At 68.4% G+C, this 13,816-nt stretch carries 18 protein-coding genes; 11 read left to right on the forward strand and 7 right to left on the reverse strand.

Annotated features, from left to right (window positions below; all coding sequences use genetic code 11):
* Window positions 1-162: 162 nt before the first annotated feature.
* Together OHA10_RS04915 and tuf are read left to right on the forward strand one after the other, a co-directional pair.
* Window positions 163-2,544: a hypothetical protein gene (locus tag OHA10_RS04915; RefSeq protein WP_371404993.1), complete on the forward strand. Its 2,382-nt coding sequence runs from the start codon at window positions 163-165 to the stop codon at window positions 2,542-2,544.
* A 280-nt stretch (window positions 2,545-2,824) separates the two neighbouring features.
* Complete coding sequence (gene tuf / locus OHA10_RS04920) at window positions 2,825-4,012, forward strand: elongation factor Tu (RefSeq protein WP_371404994.1); 1,188 nt, start codon at window positions 2,825-2,827, stop codon at window positions 4,010-4,012.
* 34 nt (window positions 4,013-4,046) lie between these two features.
* Here the strand turns inward: tuf and OHA10_RS04925 are convergent, their stop codons facing one another.
* Window positions 4,047-4,313 carry a DUF4031 domain-containing protein gene (locus OHA10_RS04925; protein WP_371404995.1) on the reverse strand — a complete coding sequence of 89 codons (267 nt, stop codon included), beginning with the start codon at window positions 4,311-4,313 and terminating at the stop codon, window positions 4,047-4,049.
* Window positions 4,310-5,014, reverse strand: a complete 705-nt coding sequence (locus OHA10_RS04930) for a copper homeostasis protein CutC (RefSeq protein WP_371404996.1) — start codon at window positions 5,012-5,014, stop codon at window positions 4,310-4,312. The genes OHA10_RS04925 and OHA10_RS04930 overlap by 4 nt, the downstream gene beginning before the upstream one ends.
* Before the next feature lie 101 nt (window positions 5,015-5,115).
* Here OHA10_RS04930 and OHA10_RS04935 point away from each other — a divergent pair, with 101 nt between their 5' ends.
* Both OHA10_RS04935 and OHA10_RS04940 read left to right on the forward strand, forming a co-directional pair.
* Window positions 5,116-6,153 (forward strand): LacI family DNA-binding transcriptional regulator, encoded by a 1,038-nt coding sequence (locus OHA10_RS04935; protein WP_371404997.1) that lies wholly within the window; start codon window positions 5,116-5,118, stop codon window positions 6,151-6,153.
* A 73-nt stretch (window positions 6,154-6,226) separates the two neighbouring features.
* A complete protein-coding gene (locus OHA10_RS04940; protein WP_371404998.1) occupies window positions 6,227-6,439 on the forward strand; it encodes a hypothetical protein in 213 nt (70 codons plus the stop codon).
* Between the two features lie 91 nt (window positions 6,440-6,530).
* On the opposite strand, the gene OHA10_RS04945 is transcribed toward OHA10_RS04940, so the two are convergent.
* Entirely contained in the window at window positions 6,531-6,875 is a 345-nt protein-coding gene (locus tag OHA10_RS04945; protein WP_130441164.1) for a hypothetical protein, read from the reverse strand.
* 401 nt (window positions 6,876-7,276) lie between these two features.
* On the opposite strand from OHA10_RS04945, the gene OHA10_RS04950 reads away from it, so the two are divergent.
* The 3 genes from OHA10_RS04950 to OHA10_RS04960 are packed head-to-tail and all read left to right on the forward strand — an operon-like array spanning window position 7,277 to window position 9,611.
* The gene (locus tag OHA10_RS04950; protein WP_371404999.1) at window positions 7,277-7,669 is read left to right on the forward strand and encodes a hypothetical protein; all 393 of its coding nucleotides are present in this window, start codon (window positions 7,277-7,279) and stop codon (window positions 7,667-7,669) included.
* A complete protein-coding gene (locus OHA10_RS04955; RefSeq protein ID WP_371405000.1) occupies window positions 7,666-8,097 on the forward strand; it encodes a hypothetical protein in 432 nt (143 codons plus the stop codon). The genes OHA10_RS04950 and OHA10_RS04955 overlap by 4 nt, the downstream gene beginning before the upstream one ends.
* Window positions 8,094-9,611 (forward strand): multicopper oxidase family protein, encoded by a 1,518-nt coding sequence (locus tag OHA10_RS04960; RefSeq protein ID WP_371405001.1) that lies wholly within the window; start codon window positions 8,094-8,096, stop codon window positions 9,609-9,611. Before OHA10_RS04955 ends, OHA10_RS04960 begins: the two co-directional genes overlap by 4 nt.
* Here the strand turns inward: OHA10_RS04960 and OHA10_RS04965 are convergent.
* The 3 genes from OHA10_RS04965 to OHA10_RS04975 are packed head-to-tail and all read right to left on the reverse strand — an operon-like array spanning window position 9,608 to window position 10,952.
* Window positions 9,608-10,246: a DUF998 domain-containing protein gene (locus tag OHA10_RS04965; protein ID WP_371405002.1), complete on the reverse strand. Its 639-nt coding sequence runs from the start codon at window positions 10,244-10,246 to the stop codon at window positions 9,608-9,610. The two genes, OHA10_RS04960 and OHA10_RS04965, sit on opposite strands and share 4 nt — an antisense overlap.
* A complete protein-coding gene (locus OHA10_RS04970) occupies window positions 10,246-10,728 on the reverse strand; it encodes a Clp protease N-terminal domain-containing protein (protein ID WP_371405003.1) in 483 nt (160 codons plus the stop codon). Before OHA10_RS04970 ends, OHA10_RS04965 begins: the two co-directional genes overlap by 1 nt.
* On the reverse strand, window positions 10,728-10,952 hold the full coding sequence (locus tag OHA10_RS04975; RefSeq protein ID WP_130441176.1) for a hypothetical protein: 225 nt from the start codon (window positions 10,950-10,952) through the stop codon (window positions 10,728-10,730). Before OHA10_RS04975 ends, OHA10_RS04970 begins: the two co-directional genes overlap by 1 nt.
* Window positions 10,953-11,156: 204 nt before the next feature.
* Between OHA10_RS04975 and OHA10_RS04980 the strand changes: the two genes are divergently transcribed.
* The 4 genes from OHA10_RS04980 to OHA10_RS04995 are packed head-to-tail and all read left to right on the forward strand — an operon-like array spanning window position 11,157 to window position 13,146.
* Window positions 11,157-11,486 (forward strand): ArsR/SmtB family transcription factor, encoded by a 330-nt coding sequence (locus OHA10_RS04980; RefSeq protein ID WP_371405004.1) that lies wholly within the window; start codon window positions 11,157-11,159, stop codon window positions 11,484-11,486.
* The gene (locus OHA10_RS04985; RefSeq protein ID WP_371405005.1) at window positions 11,483-11,953 is read left to right on the forward strand and encodes an SRPBCC domain-containing protein; all 471 of its coding nucleotides are present in this window, start codon (window positions 11,483-11,485) and stop codon (window positions 11,951-11,953) included. The genes OHA10_RS04980 and OHA10_RS04985 overlap by 4 nt, the downstream gene beginning before the upstream one ends.
* Before the next feature lie 3 nt (window positions 11,954-11,956).
* Window positions 11,957-12,556 (forward strand): dihydrofolate reductase family protein, encoded by a 600-nt coding sequence (locus OHA10_RS04990; RefSeq protein ID WP_371405006.1) that lies wholly within the window; start codon window positions 11,957-11,959, stop codon window positions 12,554-12,556.
* A 2-nt stretch (window positions 12,557-12,558) separates the two neighbouring features.
* A complete protein-coding gene (locus OHA10_RS04995) occupies window positions 12,559-13,146 on the forward strand; it encodes a dihydrofolate reductase family protein (protein WP_371405007.1) in 588 nt (195 codons plus the stop codon).
* Here the strand turns inward: OHA10_RS04995 and OHA10_RS05000 are convergent.
* The gene (locus OHA10_RS05000; RefSeq protein ID WP_371405008.1) at window positions 13,136-13,813 is read right to left on the reverse strand and encodes a peptidyl-tRNA hydrolase; all 678 of its coding nucleotides are present in this window, start codon (window positions 13,811-13,813) and stop codon (window positions 13,136-13,138) included. The genes OHA10_RS04995 and OHA10_RS05000 overlap by 11 nt on opposite strands.
* Window positions 13,814-13,816 lie beyond the last annotated feature (3 nt).

Raw genomic sequence — 13,816 nt, forward strand, 5'->3', positions numbered from 1 at the left:
CCGAAAGTGTGATCTGTACCGCAATTCCACCGGTGGAATTCGATGCCGGACGCACCTGTCGAACCGGTCAGGTGACGAGCCGATATCGCTTTGGCCACGACCCTATCCGGGAACCCCGGATCGGTCGGTACAGGCTCCACCGGGGTGCCAGACTCCATAGCCATGGACCTGCGCGACCAGTGGAATCGCCTGCTGCCGCACGCGCAGCCGTTGGGCGACGACCTGCTGGCTCGTTACGCAGAGCAACATCGCCACTATCACGACCAGCGCCACCTGACCGAGGTGCTGGAGACCATCGACGATCTGGCCGAGTACGCCGATGACGCGGACACCGTCCGGCTGGCGGCCTGGTTCCACGACGCGATCTACGACCCGCAGGCCGACCCCGGTGAGAACGAGGAGGTCTCGGCCCAGCTGGCCGAGCTCGAGCTGGCGGCGTACGGCGTCGAGGCCGCGCGGGTCGAGGAGATCGGCCGTCTGGTCCGGCTGACCGCGAAGCACGACTGCGCCCCGGACGACCGCAACGGCGCCGTACTCTGCGACGCCGATCTGCGGATCCTGAGCCTGCCGCAGCACCGCTACGACGAGTACGCCGCGGGCATCCGGCAGGAGTACGCGCACATCGCGGACCGGGACTTCGCCCGCGGCCGGATGACGTTCCTGCAGGGCTTGAGCGAGACGCAGTTGTACGCGACGCCGAGAGGCCATGAGGAGTGGGAACGACCGGCCCGGGAGAACCTGACCCGGGAGGTCGGGTCCCTGGGCCCTAGGGCCGCCCGACCGATCGGCGGGCTGATCCCGATCATCTACTTCGGTGCTGCCCTCGGTGCGATCGTCGCGTCCTCGGTCCTCCTCGGCCGCGGTCTCGGTGCGGCCGCCAAGTGGCCGGCCGACCCGACCGACGCCGGCGGCTTCCCGGTGTGGGCACCGATCGCCGGTACGGCGGTGGCCGCGGCGCTGACGTGCGCGTGGTTCCGGCGTACGCAGCAGCGGTTCGTGACCATTCCGGCGATCGTCTTCGCTGTTGTCGGCGTCATCGCGATCGGCGTGTGCTGGTGGCGCTGGCCGGCCGCGCAGCCCGGTGCAGCCATGTCGGAGCGCTGGCCGTACCTGATGCTTGCTTCGGTGGCTCTGGTGCTGGCCGGTGCACTGCTGGCGCTGGCGCGACGGTTGCGGCTCGCGCCGCCGTACGCACAGGCCCCTCCGCGTTGGCTCGGCGTCGGTGCGACCGCGATCTGCGGTGCGCTGCTGGCGTGGGTCGTGGTGTCGGCCGGTGAGCCGTTCGTGCAGGCCCGGCTGGAGACCGCCAACACCGTCAGCACGACGACCACGATCGAGCCGACCCAGCTGCCGGTGCAGCTCGACGGAACGCTGGCGTGGAGCCGTGAGGTCCCGGCGACCGGTGCGATCACGGGTACGGCGGGTGGAGTCGCCGAACTGCGGTCCGACGGCGTGGTGATGTCCGACGCGGCCACTGGCCAGATCCGGTGGCGCTACTCGCGGGCCGACGTACAGGACGCCGCATCGAGTGGCGCGAAGGGTCTGCTGGTGTCGGCCGACACCAGGACGATCGCTGCGCACCTCCCGCACTCGGAGTACCGCGAGCCCGCGGGCATCGACCTGCCGACGTACGCCGTACTGGATGCGGTGAGCGGGAAGGTGCTGACCGAGGTTCACACCGACGGCACGGCGCTGGCGGTCGACGAGAACCAGCTGCTCGTGGCGGAAGGCAACTACGTCGTGGCGCACGGCGTGAGCAGTCCGACGCACTGGCGGGCGCAGGTGCGCTGCAACGTGACCCAGGGCGAGCTGGTCGGCGACCAGGCGGTCGTCGTGGACGCATGCGCCGGGAACAGCGCCGTCGTACGCGGACTGGACCTCAAGACCGGCGCTCAGCGCTGGGAGGTCGACCTGGGTGCGCGGATCGACCTGAGTGCGGAGCTGGACCCGTCCACGTGGGTCGGGGACCTGGTCTCCGTACCTGACACGCGTGAGGTGTCCGGACTGATCTGGACCGGGGCAGCCGGCGGGACGCTGTACCAGTGGAGCGTCGACGTCGGTGAGGGCCGCATCATCTGGACCACGCCGGTTCCCGGGACACCGCGTCCACGGCTCGGCTCGTCGTCATGCGACGCGCAACTGGCTGCGACGCACGCATCGCTGGTCCTCGTGACGTGCCGGACCGGGAACGATCCGGGACAACCGCAGACGTACGACGTGTCGTCGTCGAGCCCGGCTGATGGCACGCCGCAGTGGCATCACCTGCTGCAGGTGCCGCCGAAGCTGCAGCAACCGGAGTACCCGCGGAACGGGTTCGGACTGCTGCCGGACGGGCGCGTGGTGACGCTCATGCCGCAGCCGAACGGGAGCTGTTCCCCCGTCATGATCGGAACCACCGGCGTGCAGCCGCGACCGATCCTTCCGAGTGTGAACGCCCAGCCGGTCGCGAAGTCCGAAGAGGTCACCTGCAACAAGCCCGCCGTCACTGTGGCCGCGGCCCGCCCGGTCTTCTCCGACGGCACCCGGCTGTTCGCGCTCAACTAGGGAATTACTTTGCCGTCGGCACGGTTGATGTCTACCGTGATCCGCATGTTCCACGTGGTTTCCGAGTTCGACCTGTCAGGCAAGGGCCTGACGGGCGCTCCCACCTGGGCATTGTCAGTCGATTCAGCCACCGGCACTCGAAGCTGACCCTCCTCCTGCTGCGCAGGACCCGCGGAGGAGGGTGGCCCGAGACCGGCCCCCTCCACGCGGTGACAGCACTGGAGGGCTTGCCGGAGGGTCCTGGCTCTCATCGAATCCTCTGACATGCAAGGGAAAACTCATGGCCAAGAGCCAGTTCGTGCGGACCAAGCCGCACCTCAACATCGGCACGATGGGTCACGTCGACCACGGCAAGACCACGCTGACCGCCGCGATCACCAAGGTGCTCGCGGAGCGCGACCCGAGTGTCAACCGCTTCATCGCCTTCGACGGTATCGACCGTGCGCCGGAGGAGATCCAGCGCGGGATCACGATCAACATCTCGCACGTCGAGTACGAGACCGCGACCCGTCACTACGCGCACGTCGACATGCCCGGGCACGCCGACTACGTGAAGAACATGATCACCGGTGCCGCGCAGGTGGACGCCGCGATCCTGGTCGTCTCCGCGCAGGACGGCGCCATGCCGCAGACGCGGGAGCACGTGCTGCTCGCGCGCCGGGTGGGCGTGCCGTACCTGGTGGTCGCGCTGAACAAGGCGGACACCGTCGACGACCCCGAGCTGCTCGACCTGGTCGAGCTGGAGGTCCGTGAGCTCCTGTCGGAGTACGGCTTCCCGGGCGACGACGTACCGGTCGTGCGCGTGTCCGGTCTGAAGGCGCTGGAAGGCGACCCGCAGTGGACCGCCGCGATCGGCGAGCTGCTGGACGCGGTCGACAGCTACGTGCCGGTCCCGGACCGTGAGCTCGGGCAGCCGTTCCTGATGCCGATCGAGAACGTGTACACGATCAGTGGACGCGGGACGGTCGTCACGGGCGCGGTGGAGCGCGGTTCGCTGAAGCTCGGCGACGCGGTGGAGGTCGTCGGCCTCGGTCCGACCGTCGTGAGCACGGCGATCGGGATGGAGACGTTCGGCAAGTCGCTGGAGTCCGCGGACGCGGGCGACAACGCGGCGGTGCTGCTGCGTGGCGTCAAGCGCGACGAGGTCCGTCGCGGCCAGGTAGTGGCGTTGCCGGGCAGTGTGCAGCCGCACCGGAAGTTCCGGGCGACCCTGCACGCACTGTCCACGGCCGAGGGTGGTCGACACACCCCCTTCGCCGCGGACTACCGCCCACAGTTCTACTTCCGTACGACGGACGTGTCGGGCGGCATCGACCTCGGTGAGATCAACCTGGTGATGCCCGGCGACACGATCGACCTCGGCGTAGAGCTGGAGAAGCCGATCGCGATGAACGTCGGCCTCGGCTTCGCGGTCCGCGAAGGCGGCCACACCGTAGCCGCCGGCACCGTGACCGAGCTGCTCGACTGAACACTGCTCGACCGAACAACGAACGGCCCCCGATCTACTCGGTCGGGGGCCGTTTCCTGTGCCGGAGCCCGGCAGCGGTGATCCGGCGGACGAGCTCGCGGCTGGAGACCGGTACGGCGCCGGCGGCGACGAGGTCGTCGTAGCGGTCGCTGGGTACGTCGTAGTGGTCGCGGTCGAAGCCGCGGGACGGGATGCCGGCCGCCTTCGCGAACGCGTGGAGTTCCTCGTAGGACTCGTCGCTGACCAGGTGGGACCAGACTCTGTCCCAGGCCGGCCAGGCGGGTGGGTCGATGAGGATCATTCGCGAGCGTCCTGGGCGTCGAGCAGGTTGCGCCAGGAACGCACGAAACGGGAGTTCACGTACGCCTTCGTCCACGAGCCGTCCTGGCGCACCGACGTACCGACGTGGAAACGCCGTACGCCGCTCTGGAACAGCCACGGGACATGCTCCGGCTGGAGACCGCCGCCGGCCATCATCACGCCGGCTACGGCCGGGTCCTCTTTGGCCAGCTTGCACAGGTCGTCCAACCCGTGGCTGACACCGATCGACGAGCCGGCCGTCAGTACGCAGTCCAGACCGGGCAGTGTGCGCAGTGCACTCCACGCCCGCTGCTGCTCGAGTACGGCGTCGATCGCGCGGTGGAACGTCCACGGCGTACCGGCGAAGGTGCTGGTCAGTGCAGACACCGACTCGACGTCGACCTGGTTGTCCGGTGTCAGGAAGCCCAGCACGAACCCGTCAGCACCGGCCGACAGGTAGGACTGCGCCAAGGCGGTCAGCCGGTTCAGCTCGGCGCCGTTGGTGGTGAACGAGTTCTCCAGCCGCAGCATGACCCGCAACGGCAGATCGGTGACCCGGCGGATCGCACTGACCGTCGACACCGACGGGCACAACCCGTCCGCCTCCATCGAGGCGCACAGCTCCAGCCGGTCCGCCCCACCCTCCTGCGCCGCCTCCGCGTCCGCCGGATGCAGCGCGATGATCTCCAGCAACGAACCCATGCGGGCCATCATCTCCCATATTGCTGTTGCACTCTCCGAGGACCTTCTGTATCGTTTTTCTAGATCGATTTAGAAGAACGATACAGAAGAGGTGAACCGAGATGGCCGGAGTGACGCTGAAGACGGTGGCCAAGGCCGTCGGCGTGTCGCCGTCGACCGTCTCCAACGCCTACAACAAGCCCGACCAGCTCTCCACCGCGCTCCGCGAGCGGATCCTGGCCACCGCCCAGGAGCTCGGGTACGCCGGACCGGACGCCTCGGCCCGCGCTCTGCGCAGCGGCAGGGCCGGCGCGGTCGGGGTGCTCTTCACGGACAAGCTGGCCTACGCCTTCTCGGACCCGTACGCGGTCGGCTTCCTGGCCGGGCTCGCCGAGGTCGCGGAGGAGTTCGCCACCAGCCTGCTGCTGATGCCGCTCAGCTCGACCGACATCGCCGGCGGGAGCAACGCAGTACAGCAGGCAGCCATCGACGCGGCGGCGATCTTCTGCGTACCGGGCGGTCATCCGGCGCTGGACATCCTCGCCAACCGCGGGATCCCGGCCGTCTCGACCGACCGGGGCGACCACCCGGACCTGTCCTGGGTCGCGATCGACGAGGTGGAGGCGGCCGCACAGCTGGGCGAGCACCTGGCCCGGCTCGGTCACCGCGACGTCGCCGTCCTGGTCGACAACGCCCAGGCCGCCGGCGGCCGCCCGGTGGAGCTGACGCTCGACGAGGTCGGGTACACCGACTGCGAGCTGCGGATCCGCGGCCTGCAGAAAACGATGCCGGACGCGCGGCTGCGCATCGTCTCCGGCGGACACAACGCGTTCGCGTCCGGAGTGCGAGGCGCGGAGTACGTGCTCGACTCGCAGGACCGGCCGACCGCGATCGTCGGACTGAGCGACGTCCAGGCGCTCGGCGCGATGGAAGCGATGAAGGTCCGGGGCCTGACCCCGGGTCGCGATCTGACCCTGGCCGGGTTCGACGACATCCCGGCCGCGGAACCTGCCGGACTGACCACGGTCCGCCAGCCGATCAAGGACAAAGGACGCCGGGTCGGACGGATCCTGCTGGACCCGTCGTCCACCGAGCGCCAGGTACTGATGCCGACGCAGCTCATCGTCCGCTCCAGCAGCGGACCGGCTCCGAAGCGCTGACAACTCCACACACCCACCTGGGACCGACCGGTTCCCGGGTTGATCAAACACGCTCTCAGGAGGGAGCAGAACCATGACGTACTTCATCCCCGGCAACACCGCGGTCGAAAACGCCCGCAACCTGGCTCAGTCCGCTCTTCCGAACGCTCCCCAGGAGGAGTACGACGAACCCCGCCGCCCGCCGGCGATCCGCGCCCGCCTCAGCGCGGTACTGCGCACCGCCGCCCGGCACGAACTCCGGCTGGCCGACCGCATCGACCCAACCTGCTCGACAGCCCTCGGCTGACACCTGCTGGTTTTGGCAGCCCCACGTCCCGCATGGGACGTGGGGCCCTTCGTCGCACGCTACGCCGGTGCTCTCGACGGGTCAGGCGGAACTAGGTCAAATGGCCAAGCGGGGCGACCGCGATGCCGGCTCGCTCGCAGACCCAGTGGGGATCGGGGCCGAGCTCCGGCTCGATCCGGAGCTCGTGGTCGTGGAGGTCGTCGCAGGCGGTGCAGCGTGGCCAGCGGACTCCGGAGTCGACCAGGCGATCTTGCACGTCCTGCGCGACCAGCCCGGCGATGTGCTCGGCTCCGTCGGGCCACTGGTCGAGCCACCACTGGCGACCGGCCACGGCATCCTCCAGCAGCGACACCATCACCGCGTCATCGAAGCCCCGCGCGGCGAGGTCGTGCAGCACCATCGCCCGCGCGGTCAGCAACACCCCTGGCTCGTTCATCGCCCTTCAGAGTGCCAGACAACACCGACAAAACCCCATCACAGGATCCTCGAGGCTCGGTAGCTCCCGAGCTGATGGTTCACGACCCGGGGCGCGGCTCGCCCGCACCGGGCAGGTCTCCACCTGCACCCACCGGTCCACGGAGTCCCCGATGAGATCTATCGCGAGACATCGGCGCCACAGACCCTGCAGCTGATCACGATCAGACCCGCGACTCCGCCTAGAGAGCACCGGCGTAGCGGGCGACGGGGGAGCTCGCGTAGCCGGCGCGTGACAGTCCGGTCCGGTGGGGCGAGTCGGCGGGACCACCTCCGTCGTCGACCGCGAGCAGCACGCGGGGGTACACCTCCGGGTGATACCTGATTGCGCTACATGTAGACACACTACTATTGTCTGTCTACATGAAGGCCTTGACGGTGCTCCGCATGACAGCCGCTCTGCATGCCGTGGCTATCTGTCTGCAGCCGGTGTTCGCGGGGATCTATCTCGACGGCTCCCCCGGCGGCATGCGGATGCACGAGCCCACCGGCCTGGCGATCGTCTTCCTCGGTCTCGCACAGTTGCTGATAGCAACGATCTGGTGGCGGGCCGGCGGGCGTTGGCAGGCGGCCGCGGTCAGCCTGCTGATCCTGGTCGTCGAGGTCGTCCAGGTCTCGATGGGTTACAGCCGCCAACTGGCCATCCACATCCCACTCGGCATCGCACTGGTCGGCGGCACGGTCGCCGTTGCGTTCTGGATCAATCGCCAGCGGGTCAGCGACCGGCAGCCCGACCGTGAGCAGGTGGCCGCATGACCGCGACCCTCGAGCAGCCGACGAAGGTACGCCGTCCACGCGTCAGCCTGCAGCTTCTCCGTATCACCCTCGTCCTGCACGCGGTGCTGATAGTCGCCCAGCCGATCGCCGCCGGATACTTCCTCGCGGGCAATGTCGATGCGACGACCGACATCCACGCCACGATCGGCGGATCCGTGTGGATCGTCGCGCTCATCCAGACGATCGTCGCCGCGTGCTACACGATCGCCGGTCGCGGCCGACTCTGGCCGACCATCGCGTCCGCAGTACTCGTCGTCGCGGAGTTCGTCCAGCTCACCTTCGGCTACTCGCAGAACTTCGCCGTACACATCCCGCTCGGCACCGCCATCGTCACCGCCGTCGTCTGGATGACGGTCTGGTCATTCCGTTCCACCGCACGCCTGAGTCGCCAGGAGGCCAAGCGATGAAGATGTCCCGCCGAGGATTTCTGGCCGCGAGCGCCGGCGCCGCAACCCTCGCACTCACGGGCTGCGGCGAAGAGGCGAAGCCCGGGCAAGCCGGAGAACTCCTGCGCAGCAAGGCGAAACTTCCCGCGCCGTTCCAGGTACCACTCCCGGTCCCATCGGTCAAGAAACCGATCCGCTCGGACGCGAAGGCCGACTACTACCGCGTCGTCCAGCGCAAGGCGAGCCTCGAGATCCTCCCGGGTCTCAGGACCGAAGTGATGGGGTACGACGGCCTGTTCCCCGGACCGACCTTCGACGTACGCAGTGGCCGCACGACCGTCGTTGAGCAGATCAACGAGCTCGACGTGTCGACCGTCGTACACCTCCACGGTGGCCACACCCCGGCGCCTAGCGACGGCTGGCCCCTCGATCTCATCACGCCCGCGAACGGCGGACACACGAGCGAGCACATGGGCCACATGTCCGGCGGAGATATGACGATGGGCCGCCGCACGTACACGTACCCGAACACCCAGCGCGCCGCGACACTCTGGTACCACGACCACACGATGGACTACACCGGACCGCAGGTCTATCGGGGACTGTTCGGTCTGCACCTCATCCGCGACGACGAGGAGGACAATCTCCCGCTCCCGAAGGGCGATCGAGAGATCCCACTCGTCATCGCGGACCGCGCGTTCGATGCCGACGGCTCGTTCCTCTACCCGGCCGCGAAGGACGGTCCCGGCGTCGAACCGACGTACATGGAAGGTGTCATCGCAGACGTCACGCTGGTGAACGGCGCCCCGTGGCCGGTACATGAGGTCGACGCCGTCCGCTACCGCTTCCGGATCCTCAACGCCAGCAACGCCCGCCGGTACGAACTTGCCTTCAGCAACGGACCGGCGACGTTCGTCCAGATCGGCAGCGACGGCGGACTACTCGACGTACCGGTCGAACACCAGACGATCGTCATCGCGCCGGCCGAGCGGTTCGACGTGATCGTGGACTTCTCGCAGTACCAGCCGGGCGACGAGGTCACGGTCGTCAACAAGCTCGACAACAATGCGAACGTGATGCGTTTCAAGATCGCTCGCAAGGCCGTCGACGAGAGCAGGATCCCGGCCAAGCTCTCGTCGTACGCCGTCACTCCCCGGCCGGCCGGTGTCGTACGGCGGGAGTGGCGCTTCCGTCGTGGGGGCGGTCACTCGGGCTGGACGATCAACGGGAAGGCGTTCGATCCCGCGGTGATGCAGGCGCAGGTGAAGCTGGATCAGTACGAGATCTGGACGTTCGTCACCGACGTACACCACCCGGTGCATGTCCACCTCGCGCCGTTCCAGGTCCTCGGCCGCGGCGGCAAGACCAAGCTCGCGGAGTACGACCACGGCTGGAAGGACACCGTCGACATCCGCCCCGCCGAGGTGGTCGAGGTACTCGTCCGGTTCACCGCCCACAAAGGCAAGTACCTGATCCACTGCCACAACCTCGAACACGAGGACATGGCGATGATGGCGGCCTTCGAAACGATCTAGGTACGGCGCAACCGCACCGCGAGCGCCACCGTGAATCCCCACCCGATCGCGACCGCGAGCCGCTGGAACAATCCACCGATCGCGACCAAACCCGCCGTCTGGTTGAAGCCCGCACTGGCGAGGAAGAAGCAGACCAGGTACGCCGTTGCGCTGAGCAACGAATACGTCAACCACTTCCGGCCGTTGCCGCGGGACAGCACGAGCTGCGCGACGAACAGCGCCAGGAACGCCGGCAACGAGAATCCGTCGTGCAGTGCGCCGGAGGTGGTGTAGTCGGACGTCGCCGGCGTACCGAGTGGAAAGCCGCTCACCGGATCAGTTGTGAACACGCCCGCGCCAAGCAGCCCGATTCCCCACACACCGATCAGCACAGCGCCCGCGCGGTAACCAGACCGCCAGACACCAACGGCAAATGTCACCGTCAGCACTCCGGCGACGAGGAAGTTGACAACCTGCACCCAGCCGCCCGCGCCGAGCGCCAACGAGCTCACCGGATGCCGGAATACGTCGTACCCCGAGCCCTTGAACGCACCCTCGAGCAGGAAGACGACCACGAAGAGCGGGCCGGCAACCAGACCGCAGGCCAGCAGCCGATCAGTCAGGGTCCGGCGCTCGACCACTGCCGGGGCAGACATCAGCGCGTGCCTGCTGCCAGAGCTTCGGCGGCCCTGGTGCGAAGTGCGACGCGGTCGACGCCGGCGGCTTCGAGGGCGCGGGCCACGCGGCCGCGTTCGGTCGCGAGGAGACCCACCAGGATGCGCATCGGGCCGATCCGGCCGCCGCCCAGCTTCGGTGCGGCGTCCATCGCGCGGTGCAGCACGAGCTTGGTCGACTCGCCGATCTGCGGGTCGCGGCCCCACTCAGGTGTTGCTTCGGGCAACAGTCCCATCCGGACCGCGATCCCGGCAACAGCCAGGCTCTGCTCCCACTCGCGGTTCAGCGCGCTCCGGATCGCGTCCTCGGTCAGCCCGACCTCGGCGAGCAGTTGCGCGGCCGCAGAGTCGTGCAGCCCGGCCAGCGCGAGCAGCACATGCTCGGCCTCGATCGTCCGGGAGCCGTCGCGGCGGGCCTCGGCGCGGGCCGACCGCACCAGGATCGAGCGAACGTCGGTCGACATCAGCGCCTCCTCAGGGCAACGCCGGCAGCGAGCAGCCGCCGGGCATGTTTCTTGTGCACGGCCTGCCGGGTGACCCCCAGCACCTCGGCCACCTCGGCCCAGCTCCAACCGGACCGCATCGCGCGCTCCACCTGGCTGTCCTCCAGCCGGTCGGCCAGCCGGCGCAACGCCACCACCGCGGCCAGCCCGGCCGCGGGGTCCTCGGGATCCACCAACTCGGTCATATAAGCAACCTAGGTTGACACACCTCGCTTGTCAACCGAGGTTGCTAACCCGAGATGGGTTCACCCACCGGGTGGTGGGTTCACCACCACCCCTCCGGGCCGCGAACCCACCACCAGATGGGTTAACCCATCTCGGGGGTTTGACGGGTCGGCCAGGGGTGCTATATTCAACACGTCAGTTGATCAAGGGAATGGTTGATAAAGATGGCAGTTGATGATGATCAGCTCGACCGGTCGTTCGCGGCACTCGCCGACCCGGTCCGGCGGGCGATGATCGCGCGGCTGTCCCGCGGACCGGCCACGGTGAACGAGCTGGCCGAACCGTTCCCGATCACCAAACAGGCGGTGTCGCGGCACATCCAGGTGCTCGAGGCCGCCGGGCTGATCAGCCGGACCCGGGACGGCCAGCGCCGCCCGTGCCACCTGGTGCCGGCCGCCCTCGAAGCACTGACGAACTGGATCGACAACTACCGGCTCGAAACCGAACGCCGCTTCCGCCGGATGGAAGCACTGTTGAAGGAGCAGGAATCATGACTGGAACCGTCATCAACACCCCGACCGGCACCCCGTTCGTCGAGGTCACCCGGGAGTTCGCCGCCACGCCGGCGCAGCTGTTCAGGATCATGACCGACCGCGACCTGATCGCCGAATGGCTCGGCCCGCGCGACCTGGACGCGACCATCGAGGAGTACGACGTACGTCCCGGCGGCACCTACCGCTACATCCACCGTGACGACTCCGGTGAGTACGCGTTCCGCGGCGTCTTCCACTCCGTCGAGCAGGACAAGCTGATCATCCAGACCTTCGAGTGGGAGGGCGCGCCGGGCGAGGTGTGCATCGAGAAGATGACGCTCGAGCCGACCGACAGCGGCGTACGGCTGCACCAGCAGTCGGTGTTCCCGTCGGTCGACGCCCGCGACCAGTCGATCGAGTACGGCATGGAGAACGGCATCAACGACTCGATGGACCGCCTCGCCGAACTGCTCGCGAAGGAGAGCTGACCGATGAGCCAGGTCGTCGTCGACATCTCGGTGTCGGTGGACGGATACGTCACCGGGCCCAACGTCGGTCTCGACAACGGTCTCGGGGACGGCGGCATGGCCCTGCACGACTGGGTCTTCCACGGCACCGACGCGGACCGCGCCGTACTGGACGCCGCCTTCGAGGCGACCGGCGCGGTGATCCAGGGCCGGACGCTGTTCGACATCATCGACGCTCCCGGCGGGTGGAGCGAGGAGATGGGGTACGGCGCGAAGCCGACCGGCGAGGTGAATCCGCCGGTCTTCGTCGTCACCCGTACACCGCCGGAGAAGACCCGGCTGGGCGACCGTTTCCGCTTCGTCGGCAGCCCGTCGGAGGCAGTCGCCCAAGCGCTGGAAGTTGCCGGAAGCAAAGATGTTGTGGTGATGGGCGGTGGGCAGATCTGTCACGAGGTGCTCGCGGCCGGGCTCGCCGACGTACTGCGGTTGCACGTGGCATCCGTCGTACTCGGAGACGGGACCCGGCTGTTCCCGGCCGAGGCCGCGCCGGGGTACGCGCTGGAGCTGACCGAGGCTGTCTCGACACCGTCGGCGCAGCACCTCACCTACCGGGTGGTGAAGTAGCCATGGGCAACGTTATTGCGACCGCGGCGGTCTCGCTGGACGGCTTCGTCGCGGACACCGAGGACGCGGTAGGGCCGCTGTTCGACTGGTACAACAACGGCCCGGTCGAGGTCTACGGGACCGACCCGGGACGGCCGTTCCACCTCAGCCGGGCGAGCGCCGACTACCTCAACGCGACCTGGCCGAACGTCCGCTCGTGTGTGATCGGGCGCCGGTTGTTCGACATCACCAACGGGTGGAACGGCGTACCCGCCGTCGGCGAGCACGTCTTCGTCGTCACCCACGAACCGCCGGCCGACTGGCCGTTCCCGGACGCGCCGTTCACGTTCGTCAACGGCATCGAGGAGGCGATCGCGCAGGCCCGCGAGTACGCCGGCGACCACGACATCAGCGTCACCGGCGGCAACCTCACCGGCCAGGCAATCGCCGCCGGCCTGGTCGACGAGATCGCCTACAACCTCGTCCCGGCCCTCCTCGGCACCGGCATCAAGTTCTTCGGCGACTACCTCGGCCCCGAGGTCCTCCTCGACAACCCCCGCGTAGTAGAAGGCGACCGAGTCACCCACCTCCACTACCGCGTCATCCGGTGAGTCGCGGGTGGTCGGCGATGACGGTGCGGGAGCCGGGCTCTACTTCGGTGAAGCCGGCGTCTTGGACCACGGGGAGATCGGTCTGCAGCAAATGCGTCCACTGTGCGGGGGTCGCCGTACGAACGGACAGCGCGAAGTCCGTTGCCTGCCACTCCTTGCGGGCCCCTTCCGACAGGTCCCACCACGCTAGTTGGGCGGCGTGACCGCATTGGGCCATTGCCTTGCCGCTCGACATCTCCAGCGCCGGGTTCACCCACAACACAGGCGTGCCAGGCTGGAGCGGCGGTAGGTCGGCCGAGTCTTCGAAGTCGGTCCCGCTCACCTGGAGGTTGGCGAGCGGTCCGGGTACGTCGTCCACCGGCGTCGGCGGGAACACGCGGACCTCGGCCGGTGCACCTGCCTCGTCGTTCCCGGTGCCCGTCCCCGTCACCGTGATCCCCGGCAGTGCCTCGGTACGCCGCCACTCTGCCCCACGAGCCCGCTTCACGATCTTGCGGATCCGGTCGTCCTGCCAGGCGCCCACGGCCGACGCCCACTCGCCCTCGCCGTAAGACCGCTCGTCCGACAAGATCGCCAGGACCGCACGCGCCGCCGTCTCCAGCGCATCCGTCTGCGCGGGCCGCGCATTCTTCTCGACTCGCACCACGAGAGTCAGCACTTGTTCCACACC

The sequence above is a fragment of the Kribbella sp. NBC_00662 genome (genome assembly GCF_041430295.1).
Taxonomy (GTDB): domain Bacteria; phylum Actinomycetota; class Actinomycetes; order Propionibacteriales; family Kribbellaceae; genus Kribbella.

Excerpts from the sequence above, each read along its gene's own strand:
- OHA10_RS04975 (WP_130441176.1), bottom strand. The coding sequence starts at position 10,952 with ATGACCGAGTTGGTGGATCCCGAGGACCCCGCGGCCGGGCTGGCCGCG.
- OHA10_RS04980 (WP_371405004.1), top strand. The coding sequence starts at position 11,157 with ATGGCAGTTGATGATGATCAGCTCGACCGGTCGTTCGCGGCACTCGCC.
- OHA10_RS04935 (WP_371404997.1), top strand. The coding sequence starts at position 5,116 with ATGGCCGGAGTGACGCTGAAGACGGTGGCCAAGGCCGTCGGCGTGTCG.
- OHA10_RS04955 (WP_371405000.1), top strand. The coding sequence starts at position 7,666 with ATGACCGCGACCCTCGAGCAGCCGACGAAGGTACGCCGTCCACGCGTC.
- OHA10_RS04985 (WP_371405005.1), top strand. The coding sequence starts at position 11,483 with ATGACTGGAACCGTCATCAACACCCCGACCGGCACCCCGTTCGTCGAG.
- OHA10_RS04940 (WP_371404998.1), top strand. The coding sequence starts at position 6,227 with ATGACGTACTTCATCCCCGGCAACACCGCGGTCGAAAACGCCCGCAAC.
- tuf (WP_371404994.1), top strand. The coding sequence starts at position 2,825 with ATGGCCAAGAGCCAGTTCGTGCGGACCAAGCCGCACCTCAACATCGGC.
- OHA10_RS04950 (WP_371404999.1), top strand. The coding sequence starts at position 7,277 with ATGAAGGCCTTGACGGTGCTCCGCATGACAGCCGCTCTGCATGCCGTG.
- OHA10_RS04970 (WP_371405003.1), bottom strand. The coding sequence starts at position 10,728 with ATGTCGACCGACGTTCGCTCGATCCTGGTGCGGTCGGCCCGCGCCGAG.
- OHA10_RS04990 (WP_371405006.1), top strand. The coding sequence starts at position 11,957 with ATGAGCCAGGTCGTCGTCGACATCTCGGTGTCGGTGGACGGATACGTC.
- OHA10_RS04945 (WP_130441164.1), bottom strand. The coding sequence starts at position 6,875 with ATGAACGAGCCAGGGGTGTTGCTGACCGCGCGGGCGATGGTGCTGCAC.
- OHA10_RS04995 (WP_371405007.1), top strand. The coding sequence starts at position 12,559 with ATGGGCAACGTTATTGCGACCGCGGCGGTCTCGCTGGACGGCTTCGTC.
- OHA10_RS04960 (WP_371405001.1), top strand. The coding sequence starts at position 8,094 with ATGAAGATGTCCCGCCGAGGATTTCTGGCCGCGAGCGCCGGCGCCGCA.
- OHA10_RS04930 (WP_371404996.1), bottom strand. The coding sequence starts at position 5,014 with ATGGGTTCGTTGCTGGAGATCATCGCGCTGCATCCGGCGGACGCGGAG.
- OHA10_RS04925 (WP_371404995.1), bottom strand. The coding sequence starts at position 4,313 with ATGATCCTCATCGACCCACCCGCCTGGCCGGCCTGGGACAGAGTCTGG.
- OHA10_RS04965 (WP_371405002.1), bottom strand. The coding sequence starts at position 10,246 with ATGTCTGCCCCGGCAGTGGTCGAGCGCCGGACCCTGACTGATCGGCTG.
- OHA10_RS04915 (WP_371404993.1), top strand. The coding sequence starts at position 163 with ATGGACCTGCGCGACCAGTGGAATCGCCTGCTGCCGCACGCGCAGCCG.